The sequence below is a fragment of the Mesorhizobium sp. ArgA1 genome, assembly GCF_053714375.1.
Genome location: NZ_JBSKBQ010000011.1, coordinates 25,737 through 43,223 on the forward strand (window position 1 = coordinate 25,737; position 17,487 = coordinate 43,223).

At 64.0% G+C, this 17,487-nt stretch carries 18 protein-coding genes; 4 read left to right on the forward strand and 14 right to left on the reverse strand.

Going from position 1 to position 17,487, the window contains the following annotated elements:
* Positions 1–25: 25 nt before the first annotated feature.
* Positions 26–715, forward strand: a complete 690-nt coding sequence (locus ACWGTI_RS21860; RefSeq protein ID WP_454589031.1) for a GntR family transcriptional regulator — start codon at positions 26–28, stop codon at positions 713–715.
* A gap of 8 nt (positions 716–723) precedes the next feature.
* Here the strand turns inward: ACWGTI_RS21860 and ACWGTI_RS21865 are convergent, their stop codons facing one another.
* Both ACWGTI_RS21865 and ACWGTI_RS21870 read right to left on the reverse strand, forming a co-directional pair.
* Positions 724–1,002, reverse strand: coding sequence for a hypothetical protein (locus ACWGTI_RS21865; RefSeq protein WP_454589032.1), 279 nt, complete (start codon positions 1,000–1,002; stop codon positions 724–726).
* A 324-nt stretch (positions 1,003–1,326) separates the two neighbouring features.
* Positions 1,327–2,823 (reverse strand): CoA-acylating methylmalonate-semialdehyde dehydrogenase, encoded by a 1,497-nt coding sequence (locus tag ACWGTI_RS21870; protein ID WP_454572936.1) that lies wholly within the window; start codon positions 2,821–2,823, stop codon positions 1,327–1,329.
* Positions 2,824–3,189: 366 nt separating this feature from the next.
* Between ACWGTI_RS21870 and ACWGTI_RS21875 the strand changes: the two genes are divergently transcribed.
* Positions 3,190–4,071 carry a LysR family transcriptional regulator gene (locus ACWGTI_RS21875; RefSeq protein WP_454589033.1) on the forward strand — a complete coding sequence of 294 codons (882 nt, stop codon included), beginning with the start codon at positions 3,190–3,192 and terminating at the stop codon, positions 4,069–4,071.
* A gap of 294 nt (positions 4,072–4,365) precedes the next feature.
* On the forward strand, positions 4,366–4,716 hold the full coding sequence (locus tag ACWGTI_RS21880; protein ID WP_454589034.1) for a phospholipase D family protein: 351 nt from the start codon (positions 4,366–4,368) through the stop codon (positions 4,714–4,716).
* Positions 4,717–4,830: 114 nt separating this feature from the next.
* Here the strand turns inward: ACWGTI_RS21880 and ACWGTI_RS21885 are convergent, their stop codons facing one another.
* From ACWGTI_RS21885 to rsfS, 10 genes are all read right to left on the reverse strand, one after another.
* On the reverse strand, positions 4,831–5,319 hold the full coding sequence (locus ACWGTI_RS21885; protein WP_454589035.1) for a GNAT family N-acetyltransferase: 489 nt from the start codon (positions 5,317–5,319) through the stop codon (positions 4,831–4,833).
* Positions 5,316–5,597, reverse strand: a complete 282-nt coding sequence (locus tag ACWGTI_RS21890; RefSeq protein ID WP_454572932.1) for a type II toxin-antitoxin system TacA family antitoxin — start codon at positions 5,595–5,597, stop codon at positions 5,316–5,318. The genes ACWGTI_RS21885 and ACWGTI_RS21890 overlap by 4 nt, the downstream gene beginning before the upstream one ends.
* A gap of 71 nt (positions 5,598–5,668) precedes the next feature.
* Complete coding sequence (locus tag ACWGTI_RS21895; protein WP_454589036.1) at positions 5,669–6,925, reverse strand: D-amino acid dehydrogenase; 1,257 nt, start codon at positions 6,923–6,925, stop codon at positions 5,669–5,671.
* Between the two features lie 90 nt (positions 6,926–7,015).
* On the reverse strand, positions 7,016–8,149 hold the full coding sequence (alr, locus tag ACWGTI_RS21900; RefSeq protein ID WP_454589037.1) for an alanine racemase: 1,134 nt from the start codon (positions 8,147–8,149) through the stop codon (positions 7,016–7,018).
* A gap of 295 nt (positions 8,150–8,444) precedes the next feature.
* Positions 8,445–8,963: an RNA pyrophosphohydrolase gene (locus tag ACWGTI_RS21905; protein WP_454589038.1), complete on the reverse strand. Its 519-nt coding sequence runs from the start codon at positions 8,961–8,963 to the stop codon at positions 8,445–8,447.
* Positions 8,964–8,968: 5 nt separating this feature from the next.
* The gene (locus ACWGTI_RS21910) at positions 8,969–10,147 is read right to left on the reverse strand and encodes a divergent polysaccharide deacetylase family protein (RefSeq protein ID WP_454589039.1); all 1,179 of its coding nucleotides are present in this window, start codon (positions 10,145–10,147) and stop codon (positions 8,969–8,971) included.
* Between the two features lie 180 nt (positions 10,148–10,327).
* Positions 10,328–11,653, reverse strand: coding sequence for a S41 family peptidase (locus tag ACWGTI_RS21915; RefSeq protein WP_454572927.1), 1,326 nt, complete (start codon positions 11,651–11,653; stop codon positions 10,328–10,330).
* A 1-nt stretch (position 11,654) separates the two neighbouring features.
* Positions 11,655–12,998 carry a murein hydrolase activator EnvC family protein gene (locus tag ACWGTI_RS21920; RefSeq protein WP_454589040.1) on the reverse strand — a complete coding sequence of 448 codons (1,344 nt, stop codon included), beginning with the start codon at positions 12,996–12,998 and terminating at the stop codon, positions 11,655–11,657.
* A 210-nt stretch (positions 12,999–13,208) separates the two neighbouring features.
* On the reverse strand, positions 13,209–13,691 hold the full coding sequence (gene rlmH, locus ACWGTI_RS21925) for a 23S rRNA (pseudouridine(1915)-N(3))-methyltransferase RlmH (protein WP_454589041.1): 483 nt from the start codon (positions 13,689–13,691) through the stop codon (positions 13,209–13,211).
* A 62-nt stretch (positions 13,692–13,753) separates the two neighbouring features.
* Complete coding sequence (gene rsfS, locus ACWGTI_RS21930; RefSeq protein ID WP_454572924.1) at positions 13,754–14,131, reverse strand: ribosome silencing factor; 378 nt, start codon at positions 14,129–14,131, stop codon at positions 13,754–13,756.
* A gap of 240 nt (positions 14,132–14,371) precedes the next feature.
* On the opposite strand from rsfS, the gene ACWGTI_RS21935 reads away from it, so the two are divergent.
* Entirely contained in the window at positions 14,372–15,226 is an 855-nt protein-coding gene (locus ACWGTI_RS21935; protein WP_454589042.1) for a mechanosensitive ion channel family protein, read from the forward strand.
* A 69-nt stretch (positions 15,227–15,295) separates the two neighbouring features.
* On the opposite strand, the gene ACWGTI_RS21940 is transcribed toward ACWGTI_RS21935, so the two are convergent.
* Both ACWGTI_RS21940 and ACWGTI_RS21945 read right to left on the reverse strand, forming a co-directional pair.
* Positions 15,296–16,576, reverse strand: a complete 1,281-nt coding sequence (locus ACWGTI_RS21940) for an MFS transporter (RefSeq protein WP_454589043.1) — start codon at positions 16,574–16,576, stop codon at positions 15,296–15,298.
* A gap of 221 nt (positions 16,577–16,797) precedes the next feature.
* Positions 16,798–17,430 carry a nicotinate-nucleotide adenylyltransferase gene (locus ACWGTI_RS21945; RefSeq protein ID WP_454589044.1) on the reverse strand — a complete coding sequence of 211 codons (633 nt, stop codon included), beginning with the start codon at positions 17,428–17,430 and terminating at the stop codon, positions 16,798–16,800.
* Positions 17,431–17,487: the final 57 nt, after the last annotated feature.

Genomic DNA, 17,487 nt, shown 5'->3' on the forward strand with positions numbered 1-17,487 from the left:
ACCCGCTGTCAATACGGATTCCGTTATGATATATCTAAAATATATCAGGAGCACGCCTTTGATATCCATCGACACCCAGTCCGCTGAACCGGTCGCCGCCAGGGCCTACCGTATGCTTGAGCATATGATCGTGACGCTGGAACTGGCGCCGGCGAGCTTCGTCACCGAAGGCGCCCTCATCGAAAGACTCGGCCTCGGGCGCACACCGGTCCGCGAGGCGATCCAGCGCCTGGCATGGGAAGGCCTGCTCGACATCAGGCCACGTGCCGGCATCGCCATTGCCCCGCTGCATCCCGGCGACTGGCTGCGGGTGCTCGATGCCAGGCGCGGCGTGGAGGTGGTGCTGGCCCGCTCGGCCGCCCGCTTCGTCACCCGCGAGGCCGCGGACCTGTTTCACGACGCGGCACTCTCCATGCAGAAGGCAGTCATCTCGGGCAATGTGCTAGCCTTCATCCAGGCCGACAAGGCGCTAGACGAGGCGCTGGCGCTGGCCGCCGACAACCCGTTCGCCGCGCGGCTGGCCGCGCCCTTGCAGACCCACAGCCGCCGCTTCTGGTTCCGCTACAAGGCCGACACGGGCCTCGCCGAATCCGCCGAGCACCATGTCGCCCTGATCCGCTCAATCCTGGCCGGCGACGAGGAAGCCGCAGCCAAGGACGCCAAGAGGCTGATGGCCCTGCTGCGCGGCCATGCCGAGGTCGCCGCGACCCGCTGAACGGGCGATCAGATCCCTTGCGCGGTGGCGATGGCGGTATTCTCCCATCCGTCACCGGTCGCGAAGATGCAGCTTCGGCCCTGCACGTCGGTCACCAGCATCGACCAGGTCCCATTTGCCGAAACATAGATCTCGACAATGGCGGCCTCGCCGACCACACCGTAGCCGATCTGCTTTTGTTGAAAGGCCTGCGCCAGCCCCGCGACCAGGTCGCTGTGGCCACCGCAGATAAATTGCGCCTGCGCCGATGGCGTCGACAGCGCCAGCGCAGTGCCGATCGCGGCCACCCTGATCCATCGAAACAAGAATGTGCGTGCCATAGGGCACCCTCCTTTGCCTTCGCGTTCCGGCAAGGGAGGCATATCGGCCGCCTCAATGTACCGAAGCGCTCCAGGCCGGATTCGACGTCTTCATCACGTCACTCCTTCTGGTTTCCGGTCTGTCGTCGGGAGCAGCTATAACGCTCCCTGGATTCGATATGGTGGCCCTGCCTCTCGAAAACAAGCGTCGTTTCAAGCGCCGCCAGGATTGGCATCACCGGGCGGGCTCTGACGCAAAACGGGCGCCCCCAAAGACGAGGCGCCCGCGAAAACCCAGCTATGGGCGATATTTCAGTTCATCGTTGGAATAACGAATTCCGCGCCGTCCTTGATGCCGGACGGCCAGCGCGACGTCACCGTCTTGGTCTTGGTGTAGAAGCGGAACGCGTCCGGGCCGTGCTGGTTGAGGTCGCCGAAGGACGACGCCTTCCAGCCGCCGAAGGTGTAGTAGGCGATCGGAACCGGGATCGGCACGTTGACGCCGACCATGCCGACCTGGACACGGCTGGCGAAGTCACGCGCGGCGTCGCCGTCGCGGGTGAAGATGGCGACGCCATTGCCCATCTCATGGTCATTGGCGAGCTTGATGGCGCTCTCATAGGTCGGCGCGCGCACCACCGACAGCACCGGCCCGAAGATCTCTTCCTTGTAGATGCGCATGTCCGCAGTGACATTGTCGAACAGGCAGCCGCCCATATAGTAGCCGTCCTCATAGCCCTGCATCGAGAAGCCGCGGCCGTCGACGACCAGCTTGGCGCCTTCCTTGACGCCGGTGTCGACATAGCCCTTCACGCGCTCCAGTGCCTGCGCGGTCACCAGCGGGCCGAAATCGGCGGAGGAATCGGTCGATGGGCCAACCTTGAGGCTTTCGACGCGCGGTACCAGCTTTTCCATCAGCCGGTTGGCGGTGTCATTGCCGACCGGAACCGCCACCGAGATTGCCATGCAGCGCTCGCCGGCCGAGCCGTAGCCGGCGCCGATCAGCGCATCGACCGTCTGGTCCATGTCGGCGTCGGGCATGATGATCATGTGGTTCTTGGCGCCGCCGAAGCATTGCACGCGTTTTCCCGCAGCCGTTCCGCGCGAATAGATGTAATGGGCGATCGGCGTCGAGCCGACGAAGCCGATGGCCTTGATGTCCGGGTCGTCGAGGATGGCATCGACAACATCCTTGTCGCCATTGACAACGTTGAGGATACCGGCCGGCAGGCCGGCTTCGATGAACAGTTCGGCGATGCGCATCGGCACGCCCGGGTCACGCTCGGAAGGCTTCAGGATGAACGCGTTGCCGCAAGCGATTGCCGGCGCGATCTTCCACAGCGGAATCATCGCCGGGAAATTGAATGGAGTGATACCGGCAACGACGCCGAGCGGCTGGCGCATCGAATAGACATCGATGCCGGGGCCGGCACCGTCGGTGAATTCGCCCTTCATCATGTGCGGCGCGCCGATGCAGACCTCGACCACTTCGAGACCGCGCTGGATGTCGCCCTTGGCGTCGGCGATGGTCTTGCCATGCTCGCGCGCCAGTATGTCGGCCAGTTCATCATAGTCGCGGGCGACCAGTTCGAGGAATTTCATCAAGACGCGCACGCGGCGCTGCGGGTTGGTGGCGGCCCATTTCGGCTGCGCTTCCCTGGCGTTCTCGACAGCCGCGCGCAGTTCCGCCGGCGAAGCCAGCGCCACCGTGCCGCGCACCGTGCCGTCCATCGGCTGCATCACGTCCTGCTTGCGCCCGCTGGTCCCGGCGACATGCTTGCCGCCGATGAAATGACCGTATTCGATCATGGTTTCTCTCCCTGAGTTTGTGATGATGCATTCAACGCCTTTGCAGGCGCGAAGGCAACGCGAGGGAGAACGCAACCGTTGTGCGGAAAATAGACAACGAGGGGCAGGTGTGCATTAATTGCCGCAAATGGCGGCTTGCTGAAAAGGCCCGAATATTGCGTTCCCTCACACCCCCCTCTGGCCTGCCGGCCATCTCCCCCGCAAGGGGGGAGATCAGCAGCTTCCTCGGTGACGCCCATTCTCAATCGTTGGTGATTGGCGAAAGCAGAGACGATATCCAATCTCCCCCCTTGCGGGGGAGATGTCCGGCAGGACAGAGGGGGGTGGGCGGGAACGCGACGCCGGCAACTAACCCGGACCACCCCCATGAACTGGGATGACGTCCGCATCTTCCTCGCAGTCGCGCGCGCTGGCCAGATCCTCGGTGCCGCTAAGCGCCTCGAGCTCAACCACGCCACCGTCTCGCGCCGCATCGCGGCGCTCGAGGATGCACTGCGGACCAAACTGTTTCGCCGGCTTACCACCGGCAGCGAGCTGACGCCGGCCGGCGAGCGCTTTCTCGACATCGCCGAGCGCATGGAGAGCGACATGATTGCCGCGCGCTCGACTGTGTCGGGCGAAGGTGACGACATCTCCGGCACGGTGCGCATCGGCGCGCCTGACGGGTTCGGCGTCGCTTTCCTCGCCACGCGTCTGGGCGCGCTGACGGCGCTGCACCGCGAACTGACTATCCAGCTGGTGCCGGTGCCGCGTTCCTTCTCGCTGTCCAGGCGCGAGGCCGACATCGCCATCACCGTCGAGCGGCCGAGCGAAGGCAGGCTGGTGGCGGGAAAGCTGGTCGACTACACGCTCGGCCTGTTTGCCTCGCGTGGCTATGTCGAGGCGCATGGCCTGCCGCGGACATCAGCGGAACTTGGCCAGCATACGTTGATCGGTTATGTGCCGGACCTCATCGTCAGCCCGTCACTCGACTATGCCGCCGAATTCAGCCCGGACTGGCGCACCAGTTTCGCCATTTCCTCGGCCCTCGGCCAGGCCGAAGCGGTGCGCTCGGGCGCCGGCATCGGCATCCTGCACACCTTCGTCGCCCGCTCGATGCCGGAGTTGATCCCCGTCGACATCGTGACGCCGATTCGCCGCGCCTATTGGCTGGTCTATCATGAATCGGTTCGTCCGCTGCGCCGCGTCCAGATCGTCGCCAACTTCATCACCAAGGCGGTTGAGAAAGAGCGAAGCCTGTTCGTGTAGGCCGCCATTCCCTTGCCATAAAAACGGCGCGTGTGGCAGTAAGCGCGATGTCGCCGATCATTTGAGGGACTGGCTGCGCCGGGTGGGACATTTCTTTGCAACGCTGGCGCGGATCAAGATGCGAGCCATTCTAGCCATCTTGACGCTTGCTGTGCTTTCGGCCTGCGCCAACCCATGGGCCGAAGTTCCGGAATCCGACCTTCCCAAGCCTGTTCGCACTGCAATGGCCCGCCCCTCGCCCTTCGTCTTTGGCAATTATTGTGGTCCCGGCACCCGCACCGGCGAAGCTCAGCCTTGCCATCGAGCGGGCGCTGGCGCGGCGTCAGGATCGACATTGTCGGCCGCATCGACCTCAAGGGCGACATTGGCGGCAAGTTGCTGACCGCGCTCAACAAGCTGTTCGTCGAGAAATATGGCGACCGCATCAACATCCGCGAATTCCAGGCGCCCGACGTCGTGCTGCATTCCAAGATCGTGATGATCGACGAAAGGCTGGTGACGATCCCGTCGGTCAACCTCAACAACCGCAGCTTCTTCCATGACCTGGAGAACGGCATGATGGTCCTCGACCCGCCTTCTATGCCAGAATGCAGCCGGTCTACGACGACTATGTCGCCCATTCGAAGCCGGTCTCGACCAAGGTGACGATACCATGGGCCTACCGGCTGCTGTTCTCGAAGGGCTGGGTGAAGGAGGCGTTTTGAGCGGCATCCTTCGGTGGCAAAAAAGAGTCTGAAGCTCAACCCCCCGTCCAGCCTGTTACTCCTGCGTCGAAGCTTTCAGGGAAAGCACGAGCGTCATCGGATTGTTGGGGGAGGCGGCAAACCCGTAATGCTCATAGAAGGCCTTCGCTTCTTCGGATATGGCGTGAACCAGAAGCCCACGAACTCCCAGAATGGCCGCCGCCTGGGCCGCACGCAAAGCTGCATCTTGCAGGAGCGCGGCGCCAAGGCCTTTGCCTTGCCAGCGCCGATCGACGGCGAGGCGGCCAAGCACCACAACCGGTATTGGATCGGGCATATTGCGGCGGATCGATCCCGGCGCATCCGCGAGGTCAAGCCCGCCGGAGGAAATGCAGTAGTACCCGACGACGCGCCCGTCCATCGCCACAACATAGGTTCGAGACGCCCCGCTGACCTGATTGCCGCGTGCCCGTCGGCGCAGCCATTGATCAAGGCTGTCCGCCCCACTTTGAAAAGGTTCGAGATCGTGCGTTTCGGTCAGCAGCGTCGGCGCCGACAGCGTCATTTCTGCCAGGGCTTCGGAGCGTTCATGAGCCGGGCAAACCCTTCGCCGCTTGGCGGCCGGTCTAGAATGTCCAGATAGTGCCTATAGCTGTCGGCATCGACTTTAACGAGCGCCTGATCAAGCAGAGTGTCTTCAGCGGCACGGTATGCCGCGTCGATCATGAAGTCTGAACGGGTTTTGCCGCGCAGCTTGGCGGCTCGGTCAATCAGATTGCGGACGTCTTCACGGATGCGCAGATTGACAGGCTTGGCGTGAGTCTCAGGGGTCTTTGCGGTCATGACGATTTCCTTGCCCCGCCATCATAACACGACCGCATACACAATGTGTATCTTTTTCGCTTGTCGGATCCCTACCTCTGATACCGCTCCGGTCCCAGCGCCCGCACATCGATGTCAGGCACCTTGCTGGAGATGATGTCGGACAGCACCTTGGCCGAGCCGCAGGCCATGGTCCAGCCAAGCGTACCGTGGCCGGTGTTGAGATAGAGGTTGGAGAACTCAGTGCGGCCGATCAGCGGCGGCCCGTCGGGCGTCATCGGCCGCAGCCCGCACCAGAACGACGCCGCCTTGAGGTCGCCGCCATCCGGGAAGAGATCGCCGACCGAATGTTCGAGCGTGCGCCGGCGCGATTCGTGCAGCCTGAGATCGAAGCCGGAAATCTCCGCCGTGCCGCCGACGCGGATGCGGTCGCCGAGCCTGGTGATCGCCACCTTGTAGGTTTCGTCCATCACCGTTGAAACCGGTGCGGCCGCTGCATCCTTGATCGGCACGGTGATCGAATAGCCCTTGACCGGGTATACCGGGATCGGGCGCCGCAGCAGGCGCATGAAGCGCGCCGAATAGCTGCCCAGCGCCAGCACATAGGCGTCGGCCGCGCGCGAGCGCTGATCCACGCCGAGGCTGACGATACGATTGCGATTCTTGGTGAAGCGCCTGAGCTGCGCGCCATATTCGAACGTGACGCCGCGCGCCACGCAAAGCTCGGCCAATCTGTCGGTGAACATCTTGCAGTCGCCGGTCTCGTCGCCGGGCAGCCTGAGCCCACCGACGAACTTTTCCCGCACGCTGGCCAGCGCCGGCTCGGCCTCAATGCAGCCATCGGGATCGAGCAACTCATAGGGCACGCCGTATTTCTTCAGCACCTCGACGTCGCCGCCGGTGCCGTCGAGCTGCTTTTGCGTGCGAAACAGCTGCAGCGTGCCTTTGCTCCGCTCGTCATAGGCGATGCCGGTCGCCTCCCGTAGCGCCTTCAACGTGTCCCGGCTATATTCGGCGAGGGGCACCATGCGCGCCTTGTTGATGGCGTAGCGATCGGCCGTGCAGTTGCGCAGCATCCTGATGAGCCACGTCCACATATGCGGATCGAAGGCCGGCCGCACGACCAGCGGGCCATGCTTCATCAGCAGCCATTTGATCGCCTTCAGCGGAATGCCGGGACCGGCCCAGGGCGAGGCATAGCCCGGCGAGACCTCGCCGGCATTGGCGAAGCTGGTTTCCAGCGCCGGCCCTTTCTGGCGATCGAACACCGTGACCTCGTGGCCGGCCTCGGCGAGATAGTAGGCGGTGGTTACCCCGATCACGCCGCCGCCCAACACGAAGATCTTCATCGCATCACTCTCCACGACGACATCTGTCAGAAGGCCGCCATCTCCTGTCTGCCGGATTTTGCGGCGTCCGCCAAGGGGGCGCGTCTCGTCCTATGCGTGCACATAGCGGCGGTGGAAGCGGGGGCCGAGGCTGGTCAGGATTTCATAACCGATGGTGCCGGCATGGCCGGCGGCGTCATCGACACTCTGCGACGGACCCAGCAGCTCGACAAGGTCGCCTTCGCGCAGCCGCCCGGCCGGCAACGCCGAAATGTCGAGGATGATCGAATCCATCGACACCCGTCCGACAAAGGGCAGCCTGACACCGTCGAACCAGGCGGCCGACGCGGCGCGCCGGTGCCAGCCATCGGCATAGCCGAGTGAGATCGTTGCAACACGTAGCGGGCCGCTGGCAAGGAACGCATGGCCGTAGCCGACGCCCGCGCCCTTTTCGATGCTGCGCGTCTGGACGATCTTTGCCTCCAGCCGCACCACCGGCAGCATCGGGTTTGCCTCGCCCGGTGTCGGGTTGATGCCGTAGAGCGCGGCGCCCGGGCGCGCGAGGTCGAAATGAAACGTCGGCCCCAGAAAGATGCCGGAGGAATTGGCGAGCGAAGCAGGAGCCTCGGGCAGCATCTTGCGCAAGCGCTCAAAGGCCAGCCACTGCCGCTCGTTAGCCGTATGCGCCGGCTCGTCGGCGCAGGCGAGATGGCTCATCACCAATGCCACGTCGATTCCGTCGAAGCCTGTCGCGTCTCGGGCGAGCGTCTCCACCTCGGCCGGCGGCATGCCGAGCCGCGACATGCCGCTATCGACCTGGATGGCCGCCTTGAGTTTGCGGCCGGCCTTTTGGCCGACCCCGCCCCACGCCTTCAGTTGCCCGGCGCTGTTGATGACGGGCACAAGATCCGCCGCGACCGCCTCCGGCTCCGAGCCCGGCGGCAAGCCGTTCAGCACATGGATCGATGGAAACGGCCCGAGCGCGTCCCGCAGCGCTAGACCCTCAGAGAGATGCGCGACAAAGAAGATGTCGCAGCCTTCGGCAACCAGTGCCGTCGCCACTTGCCGCGCGCCGAGCCCGTAACCGTCCGCCTTGACGACGCCGGCGCAGCGCACGCCACCGAGCTTTGCCTTGAGCCGCCGGTAATTCTCCCGGACCGCGCCGAGATCGATGGTCAGGATCGCGCCTGCGGCGGCCTCGGTGATCGTATCGGATTGTGGCAGAGACGCCTTCGCTTCAGTCATGGCAGACACATGGAGGTCGGCGCCGCCCCTCATTGTCCTGCCGGAGATTTCTCCCCGTATAGGGACGGGGAGAAAGGGCTGGCCTCAACGCCCGCTCTCTTCTTGCGACGCTGGTGATTGGCGAAATCGTCGACGACATCGCCCCTCTCCCCGTCCCTATACGGGGAGAGGATGGCGGCAGCCAGGTGAGGGGCAGCGCTAACGCAGCGCTAGGGGGCGATTGCCGGGCGTCGTCCATGCTTCAACCAATAAAGCATGGATTTCTTACCATGCGAACCTGGCTGCTCAAATCCGCCTACGCCAAGTGCCGGAACGCCGCCACCACGTCCTCATAGACCTTGCGTTTGAACGGCACGATCAAGTCGGGCAGGTCCCGCATCGGCCGCCAGGCCCATTCATCGAATTCGGCCGTATGGCCGCCGGGCGGCGGATTGATCTGGATCTCGCGGGTTTCTCCGTGAAAGCGGTAGGCGAACCATTTCTGCGTCTGGCCGCGATAACGCCCCTTGAAGGCGATGCCGACCAGATCGGCCGGCAGATCGTAGTTGATCCAGTGCGGTGCCTCGGCCAGCAGCGTGACCGAGCGCATGCCGGTCTCTTCGTACAGCTCGCGCCCGGCCGCCTGCAGCGGCTCCTCGCCCTTGTCGATGCCGCCTTGCGGCATCTGCCAGAGCTGCGTAGTGCCGGCGAATTCGCTGTCCGGTTCGGCGATGCGATGCCCGACCCAGACCAGCCCGTCGCCATTGAGGATCATCAGCCCGACGCAGGGCCGGTACGGCAGCGTCTCTGGATCGACAGTCTTCTTCTTCTCCATACAGGTCAGCCTTTTTCCGGATCTATAGCCACCGCCGAGATCGGCACAATTTCGATGCCGCGCTTTTTCGCTTCGAGCACCCACGCCGCAACCGTGTCGACGGTAAGATCGAAAGCCGAACCAATGCCGACGGCGGAGCCTTTGGCGCGTGCGGTGGCTTCCAGCGCGTCGAGCTTCTTCAGGATGGCACCGCGGTCCTGCACGGCATCGATCGCCATATCGCCGGCGACAAACGGCACACCGTCCTTCAGGGCGAGATCGGGAGCCAGGCTCCGCGCGGACGAGCCGTCGTCGATATAGGCAAGGCCGCGCTTGCCGAGTTCGGCCATGAACGGTCCCATCGCCGTCGCGTCGGCGGAAAAGCGCGCGCCCATATAGTTCATGACGCCGGTATAGTTGGTCGTTCGCGACAACGCCCAGCGCAGGTTCTTCAGGTTGTCGTCCGGGCTTGCCGCCACTGTCAGCGTGTTGCGGCCGGGATTGACGTTGGGGTAGTCGAACGGTTCGAGCGGCACCTGCATGACGACCTCATGCCCGCTCTGCCGTGCCGCCTGCATCCAGCGGCCGATGCTGTTGCCTTGCGGCGCAAAGGCCAAAGTCACTTCCGCCGGCAGCTTGGCGATTGCCGCCTGCGTGCCGGTCTGCGACACCGCAAGCCCACCGATGACAATCGCTACCCGCGCGCCGCGCGAACCCGACCACGGCCTGGCATAAACATCGAAAGGCCGCCTGCCGTCGGCGGCGCGTACCGGCAGCGGGCCGGTGTCACTGGCCTCGATCAGCGCCTTATCAGGGATATGCGCAATCTTCAGATTCTGACCGATCGTCGACGGATCATGGATGACGATGGCTGCATTGGGCGGACTATCGCCCTCTTCGGTTTGCACATGGATGATCTGCGGCCCGCTGCCCTTGGGTGGCGTTTCCGGCTTCGGCGCCGCGGGCGCTGCGGTTGGTGCTGCCGGGGCAGGCTCCGCTGCCGCCGTCACCTTCGGCGTCGAGACCACCGGCTGTTCGGGCTTGCGGAACGGCTTTTCGCGCAGCGCGATCGCGCCGGAGACGCCGACCGCGGCCAGCACGACCAGTGTCGTCGCGACAGTACGGGCGCTCAACCCGCGCGACGCGGCGCGCGGCCGGACGGTCTGTCCGAGCGGGCGTTCTATGTCTTTGCCGATGTCAGCCAAGCCGCATCCCCGGGCGCATAATTCCGAAAGGCTTCAGAAAGCGCAAATTCAACCACTGGCACGTCCCCGCGCATTCCTTGGGAACGCCGCCCCAGCCGCCCCCCGAATCAAACTGCCGGAACCTTGCGGTCCCGGCAGCATTGCATCGCATCGATCAGGCGGCCAGAGCCGTTGGTCGAGTTACTGGTTGAGCACGGCCTTCTCCGGATTCGGCGGGAAAGCCGGATCGGTTTTCTGGCCGCGCAGCAGCTGTTCTGCATAGATGAGCTGCAGATCGTCCTTCGGATCCGGCGGCACATAGGCAGCCGAGCCCGAACCGGTATCGCTCTCGTCGGCGCCCTTGATATGGCCCTTGAGGTCCGATTCGCCGCGCGTCAGGTCCCTGCCCTGCAGTTCGGGCGGCAGCGGCTGGTCGACCTTGATGTCGGGCGTAATGCCTTTGCCCTGGATCGACTTGCCGGACGGCGTGTAATAGAGCGCCGTCGTCAGGCGCAGCGCGCCGTTCTCGCCAAGCGGGATGATGGTCTGCACCGAACCCTTGCCGAAGGACTGCGTGCCGACCACGGTGGCGCGGCGCAAATCCTGCAGCGCGCCGGCAACGATTTCCGAAGCACTGGCCGAACCGCCATTGACGAGCACGATCAGCGGCTTGGCGCCGATGTCGTCCCCTGCCTTGGCGTCGAAGCGGGTGACATCCTTCGGATCGCGGCCGCGGGTCGAGACAATCTCGCCACGGTCGAGGAAGGCGTCGGACACACTCACCGCCTGGTCGAGCAACCCGCCCGGATTGAGGCGCAGATCCAGCACATAGCCCTTGAGCTTGTCGTTCGGCACCTGCTTCTTGATGGTGTCGATGGCGTTCTCGAGGTCGTCATAGGTCTTTTCGGTGAAGGAGGTGATCTTCATGTAGCCGATGTCGTTCTCGACCCGGAACTTGACCGCCTTGACCTTGATGATGTCGCGCACGACGGTGAGCTCGATCGGCTTGTCGGCGCCCTGGCGCAGGATGGTGAGCTTGATCGGCGTATTGACCAGGCCGCGCATCTTCTCGACCGCGTCGTTCAGCGTCAGGCCGCGAACCTCTTGGCCGTCGATCTTGGCGATATAGTCGCCGGCCAGCACGCCTGCCTTGGCAGCCGGGGTGTCGTCGATCGGCGTGATTACCTTGACCAGGTCGTTCTCCATGGTGACCTCGATGCCGAGGCCGCCGAACTCACCCTTGGTCTGCACGCGCATGTCTTGCGCCTGCTCGGCATTCATGTAGGAGGAATGCGGGTCGAGCGAGGCGAGCATGCCGTTGATGGCGTTTTCGACCAGCGACTTGTCGTCCGGCGGCGTCACATACTGCGCCCGCACGCGCTCGAAAATGTCGCCGAAGATCGCCAGCTGCTTGTAGGTTTCGGAGCCTGCAGCGTTCGCCGTCGAGCCGGGCGCGCCATAAACCAGGCTCATCGCTGACGCGCCCATCAGCGCACCGGCAATAAGAAGCGACAGTTTCCGCATCATTTCACGTCCTTCCAGAGAAGCGGTCCGCCCACCATGGGGTCGGATCGACGGGTTTTCCATCCTTGCGGAACTCGACGTAGAGTTCCGGCGTGGCATTTCCATTCTTCGAGGCCGAGGTGCTTGCCACCCGGGCCTCTCCCATCGCGCCGACCGGCTCTCCTGCGAGTACCGACTGGCCAGACGCGACGCTGATTCTGCTCATCCCCGCCAGGACGACATGATAGCCGTCTCCCGCATTGAGGATCAAGAGTTGACCATAGGAGCGAAAAGGCCCCGCATAAAGCACATTTCCGTCCGCCGGTGCCGTGACGATGGCTCCGGATTGTGTCGCAACCATGTCGCCAAGCATCACCGCGCCGTTACCGTCATCGGCCCCGAAACGGCGCTTGATCTTGCCGGTGACCGGCAGCGCGACCTGGCCCTGAAGCGCCGAAAACGGCGCCGCCGCGGTGAGACGATTGCCTTCCGGCACCGGCAGCGAGGCGAGCTCGGTCGACGCGGTGGTATCCGCGTCCGTCTTGTCGCCGTCGGCGGCCTTCTGCTCGCCGGCCTTGGCAGCATCCGCCGCCTTGCGGCTCTTGTCGGCCTCGAGCGAGGCAATCAGTTCCTTCAAGCTGCCGGCCTTGGCCGCAAGTGCCTGGGATCGCTGCTTTTCCGCCACCATCGCGGTCCAGGTGTCCGCCTCGAGCTTCTGCTTGGCCTCGAGCAGCATGGAGAGGCGCTTCTTCTCCGCTGTCTGCTCGCCGACCGCCGCCGTCAGCCGGGTCCGCTCGGCCTCGATCGAGGCCGTCACCCGCGTCTGTTCCTTGAGGTCGGCCAGCAGTTTTTCAGTCTGCTGGCGCAGTTCCGGCACCACTGCGCCAAGCAGGATGGCGCTTCGCACCGAAGACAGCGCGTCTTCCGGCTTGACCAGGATCGCCGGCGGCGGATTGAGTCCCATGCGCTGCAACGCGCCCAGCACCTCGGCCAGCACGTCGCGCCTCGCCGCCAGCGAGACGCGGATCTTCTGCTCCTCGCCCTTCAGGCCTTCGAGCCTGGCGCCGATATCCTCGATGTCCTGGCCAAGCTTCTGCTCGGTCATCGCCGACTGGATCAGCGCCGCGGTGATCGAAGCATGGTCCTTCTTGACCGCCGCAATGTCGGCAGCAAGCTTGGCCAATCGTTCGGACGACAGCGTGATCTCGGTCGAAACCTTCTCATATTCGGCGCGGCTTTGATCGGGGTCGGGCGCCACGTCGAGCGTGTTTTCGGCCCGCGCAAGCCCGAGCGACAGCAAAACCACTGCTGCAGCGATGCCGCAGCGCGCGTGCCGGAAGCCCGTTCCTGATTTCCCGTTTTCAGACATTGAAGCCCGACTCTATGCGTGGCTTCGTTAACGAACCATCAACCATGATCGAAACCGAAGCCGAATGCATGTCGCCCAAAAGTGACCTCGGTTTTGGGAAAACGACATGCATAAAAACCAAAGACCTAAAGCGCGTCGCATGACGCGCTTTAGCATAAAACAGCGGTGCATTGGGGCGGAAATCGGTACGGTTGACCTCAACCCACCGGTTTACGAACGATGATAGGGATGGCCTGCAAGAATCGTCGCCGCGCGGTAAAGCTGCTCACCCAGCATGACACGCACCAGCTGGTGCGGCCAGGTTGCGGCGCCGAACGACAGCACCAGATCGGCCTGGTCGCGCAGCGGCTGGTCGTGACCATCGGCGCCGCCAATGGCGATGACCAGCGCCTTGCGGCCGCCGTCGCGCAGCTGGCCGATGCGGGTGGCAAAATCGTCCGAGGACAGGTTTTTGCCGCGTTCATCCAGAAGGAACAGCACCGTGCCCGGCTGTAGCTGCGCCTGCAGCTTCTGGCCTTCCTCGCGGCGGCGCTCATTGGCGTTCTGGGCGCGTCCCTCAGGAATCTCGGCGACACCAGAGAATTCGAGCCCGATCGCCGGGCCGCTCTTGCCGAAACGCTCGAAATAGCGGTCGGCCAACTCTCTCTCGGGGCCGGTCTTCATCCGGCCCACGGCATGAACTGATATCTTCATCCCTGCCTCGCCGAGCTTTCAGCCCATGTCGCACCCACGACGGTTACGACATGAGACGGAGCTCAGTGCAAGGTCTCTTCCTCGAGATCCGGCGCCTGCCACATCTTTTCAAGATTGTAGAATTCGCGGACTTCGGGGCGGAAGACATGGACGATGATGTCGCCTGAATCGATCAGGACCCAGTCGGCGCCGGACAGCCCCTCGACGCGCGCCATGCCGAGTCCGGCATCCTTGAGCGCCTTGAGGAGATGGTCGGCAACAGCCGAGACATGACGGTGCGATCGGCCCGATGCGACGACCATGTAGTCGCCGAGGCTCGATTTCCCCTGAATGTCGATTGAGACAATATTTTCGGCCTTGGAGTCTTCCAGACTGGCAAGGACTGTCTTGATGGCGCGGGACACGGCGTCGTCTACGCTGATCCCGGCCGGCGAAGGCACGATGTCGGCCTTCTTCCGCAGTGCTGTTCTCAGTGTATTTCCTTTCGCAGCAAGAACAACCAAATCACCCATGAAATCAGGTGACACCCCATAGATAGGCAGAGTTCCGTTGCAGTTTCAAGACGCGCGCCCTGCCAGCGCGAACGTGACGCCTACCTTGCGGTTCCGCCGGCCTTCAAAAAAATCGGAACCCATGGCGTCCGCAGGGGTTATCGACACTCCCCCAACCGGATTTTCCTGATGCCTATCGACCCCCAAAACACGCTTCTCACCGTGCAGGCAGGGCTTGCGCAACTCAGCACGCTGATCGTCTCCTATTCCTTCTCCGCCATCGGCGCCATAATCCTGCTTGTGGTCGGCTACGCCGTGGCCGGGCTCGCCGAGCGCTCGATCTCAGCCGGGCTAGGCCATATCCATGGCTTCGACGCGACGCTACGGCATTTCTTCTCGAAGATCGTGCGCTACGCCATCCTGATTCTCGTCGTCATCATGGTGCTCGGCCAATTCGGCGTGCAGACGGCCTCGATCATCGCCGCCATCGGCGCCATCGGTCTTGCCATCGGTCTTGCGCTGCAAGGCACGCTGCAGAACATCGCCGCCGGCATCATGCTTCTGGCGCTCAGGCCATTCCGCATCGGCGAATATGTCGAGGTCGGCGCCATTGCCGGCACCATCGAGGAAATCGGCCTTTTCGCCACCAAGCTTCGCACGACGGACGGCGTCTACGTGCTGGCACCCAATTCGACGCTGTGGAACCAGCCGGTTCGCAATTTTACCCGCAACGGCGTGCGCCGCAGCGACATCACGCTGACCATCGGCTCGTGGAACGACATCGACCTGGCGCAGAAGACCATGCTGGGGGTCGCCGGTGGCGAGCGCCGCATCAAACGCGAGCCGGCGCCGATCGCCTTCGTCGCCACGGTCGGCGATGCCAGCGTCGCCATCACCTTGCGCTATTGGACGTCAGCGGCGGATTTCTTCGCCACCCAGATCGATCTCACCAAACGCGTCAAGCAAGCCTTCGACGCCGAGGCCATCTCGGTTCCGGCGCCGCCGCCGGAGGCCCGACAGGAGGCATCCGCCACCCGACAGTAGGTCCGAGGAACTGTTCCTTGCTTCAGCAATTCCGGGCGGAAACCGCTTCACACTTTTCCTGAAATTGCTTTAGCGCTGCTCTTCCGGGGCGTAAGCGAGTTCCACCGGCAACGGCGCCTGTGCCGACATCGGCGCGAAACTGCCGGTCTCCGTCGCGGGGACGGCGCGCGTCGTCGCTACCCGCCACAGCACGAACAGGCAAAACACGGTGGCGATGACGATGGCCACATAGATGAAGGCCTGCGTTCCATAGACGGCCGACAGGGCCGTCACGATGCCCGGCACAATGAAACCCGACAGCGACCAGGCAAACAGCAGCGAACTCGACAGTGCCACCATGTCGTCCTTGCCGGCGCGATCGGCGGCATGCGCGCTGGCCAGCGAATAGATCGATTCCGAAGCGCCGTCCCAGATCACATAGATCACCACCAGCACCGCCAGCGCGCCGCCATCGAAGCCGATGGCCAGCAAGCCGGCGACGATGGCGAGTGCTGCAGCACCTGCGAGCACGTAGCGGCGGTCGGTACGGTCAGAGATCCAGCCGAGCGGTATTTGGAGGATCAGCGTGCCGACCGGCATCGCCGAGAGCAGCAGCGCGACATCGGCCTGGCTGTAGCCCTTGGCCGTGGCGTGGATCGGCGCGAATCCCGAGATCGCCATCGATAGCCCGCCAACCGCAAGCATGCCGGCCACCCCCACCGGCGAAATCCGCCAGGCGCGGCCGAGCGCCACGGACGCGGCCTGCGGCGGTGGCGGCTGGGCGAGCCGCGTCATGCCGACCGGCAAGATCGACAGCGCGGTGAAGGCAATGCCGATCAGCGGCGCTTCGGCCGTCGCGATATCGACCGCCGCGAGCAGAGCATAGCCGACGCCGAGGCCGGCGACATAAGCGACGTAGAACACCGCCATCACCCGGCCTCTGATAGCATTGGCGACGGCATCGTTGAGCCAGCTCTGGGCAACGATGAACAGGCCGCATATGGCAAAACCATAAAGAGCGCGCGCCGCAATCCACAAGAGCGGATAGGTGCCGGCTCCGATGGCGGCATTGGACAGCGCAATCAGCGCCGACAACACCATGAAGGCGCGGGCATGCCCGACCCTTCTGACGAGAGGTCCGGTCAGGATGCAGCCGGCAAGGCCGCCGGCCGACAGGCCGGTGATGATCAGCCCGGCCCAGGTCGGATCGAAACGTTCGACACCGAGTCGAACCGGGATGTAGGCGAACATAAGGCCGTTGCCGACCGCGATCAGCGCCATCGACACAACGACACTGGCAATGGCAATCAGCGGCGCCGGCGGGGCGCCGTGCTGCGGGTCGATGTGAGTGTGATTCACTGGAGTGGCCATATCAGCGCAGCATCGCTCAGCCGACGTTGAAAGGCCGCCGTAAAAGCGACATGGGCGGTTTCCCCCTTCTCCCCTTGTGGGAGAAGGTGGATCGGCGCGACAGCGCCGAGACGGATGAGGGGTGTTCCAGCGGAGTGAGGCGTCGGCGTTCCCTGGAACACCCCTCATCCGTCGCCTACGGCGACACCTTCCCCCACAAGGGGGGAAGGGGAAATCAGCCCTTACCCCTTCGCTTGCCTGCGAATGGCGCTCGACGACAGCGACGAGCGCGGGCCGTGAATAAAAGTCCAGGCCGGCGCTTTCATGCGGGCAAGCCTTGGAGCGTCGCCCTCGTCGACGCGGGCATAGTCGAAGGTCTTGGCGACCACGGAGGACAGGAAGGACAGCGTCGCTCCCGGGCGGTCGATGACGGCGATCGGGAAGGTCATGACGATCTGGCGCCAGCGCTGCCAGCGATGGAAATCGCGAAGTGAGTCGGCGCCCATGATCCAGACGAAATCGACGCCGGGATTGCGCGCCTTGACCAGAGCCAGCGTGTCGGCGGTGAAGCGGATATGGTGCGCCGCCTCGAAGGCAGTGACCTTGATCTTCGGGTTCTTGGCGATCTGCTCCGACCGGGCCAGGCGGTGACTGAGCGGTGCCAGTTCACGCGTGTTCTTCAGCGGATTGCCCGGCGTTACCATCCACCACAGCTGGTCAAGCGCCAGACGCCTGAGCGCAATCTCGGCCACCAGCGCATGGCCGGCATGCGGCGGGTTGAACGAGCCGCCGAACAGGCCGACGGCGAGGCCCTTTTCGGCGTGCGGCATGCGGAGATAGGGGACGGGGATGGCAGGCGCCGACGTGGATAGCATCGCGCTAGGCACCCCCCTCTGTCCTGCCGGACATCTCCCCCGCAGGGGGGGAGATTG